We start from the raw sequence: 1252 nt of genomic DNA, 5'->3' as shown, positions 1-1252 counted from the left end.
GGGCGGATTTTGTTGAAAAAGTCGGCCTGGGAACGCGTTTTGAGCTGCCCTCAGGCTCGGGTGTCGCCGTTTGGTTCGGACAAATCGCCCGTCGCACCGCCTTGTGCCGTCTATCTGGCCGCTCAGATCATGCCGTGGCCTCCGGGTTGGCTAACTGAGGCCGCAGCTTCGCGAGTTTTCGGAGGTTCTGGGCGATGGCGGCGAGGAGGAATTCGTCCTTCGCACCATTGGGGCCGCGCAGGCGTAGCCGGGTCAGGCCGAGGATGCGCTTCAGATGTGCGAAGAGCATCTCTACTTTCTTCCGCTTGTCTCGGGATACCTTGTAGGCCTTGGTCTTGCGGCATGCGCGGGCGAACTCGCGTGCTTCCTCGTGGGGTTCACGGGTGACGTATCGGGCCTCCGCTTTCGGGCAGCAGATTTCCTTGGATGGACAGGCCTGACATGTCGCCTTCAAGGCACGATATTTCTTCCGCCCGCCGGTGTCCTGACCCCGGTTCGGATCGGAGTAGTTCCGGCGATACTGCCTGAGGGCGTGTCCCTCGGGGCAGATGTATTGATCGTTCGCCTCGTCCCATTCGAAGTCGGATCTGGACCAGGTGCCATCGGTCCGCTCCGACTTATCGATCACCGGGATGAAGGGGATGATGCTCCGCTGCTCAACCAGCCATCCGAGGTTCTCGGCGTTGCCATAGGCAGTGTCGGCCGCCAGCCAATCCGGCCTGATCCCGAACCGTTTCTCGGTTCTGTCGAGCATCGTGCGCGACGCCCCGACTTCGGCCTGGCGAATGGCTCGCGTCGCCTCAACATCCATGATTACCGAGCTTTTGGTATCGATCAGGTAGTTGGTGGCGTAAGCAAAATAGGGGCGACTTTCCTCGGCACGGGTCCATTGCGCCGCCGGGTCGGACTTGGCCACGAACTTCGGCTGGGTCGGTGACGCGGCGCCGAAGGCGGCATCATCCAGCGTTTCCAGATATTCCCGCGCTGCCCGGTTCCCAGCCTCGCGCGCGACCTCAGGGCTCCAGTCCTCGGCTGCGATTGACCGAGCCTTGTTGGCGTCAGCGGAGATCAGGCTGGCATCCACGGCAAAGCCCTCGCCGGACACCAGGTCCTCCCTCAGGCACCGCTCGACCGTGGCCTCGAAGATCTGTCGCAGCAGATTGCTGTCGCGAAACTTGCCATGGCGATACCGCGAGAACGTCGAGTGATCCGGGACCTTCCCCTCCAGGCCCAGCCGACAGAACCACCGATA

1 protein-coding gene is annotated in these 1252 nt (G+C 62.5%); it reads right to left on the bottom strand.

The features are described 5' to 3' along the window. Nucleotides 1–127: 127 nt before the first annotated feature. Nucleotides 128–1252, bottom strand: a 1125-nt coding sequence (locus FGE21_RS19815; protein ID WP_139665117.1) for a transposase, incomplete at its 5' end; no start/stop codon positions are given.

Origin of the sequence: Phaeobacter sp. B1627, from assembly GCF_006265095.1 — a bacterium.
Taxonomy (GTDB): domain Bacteria; phylum Pseudomonadota; class Alphaproteobacteria; order Rhodobacterales; family Rhodobacteraceae; genus Epibacterium.
The sequence above is the reverse complement of the archived record's forward strand: the minus strand, read 5'-3'. Positions and strand labels throughout refer to the sequence as shown.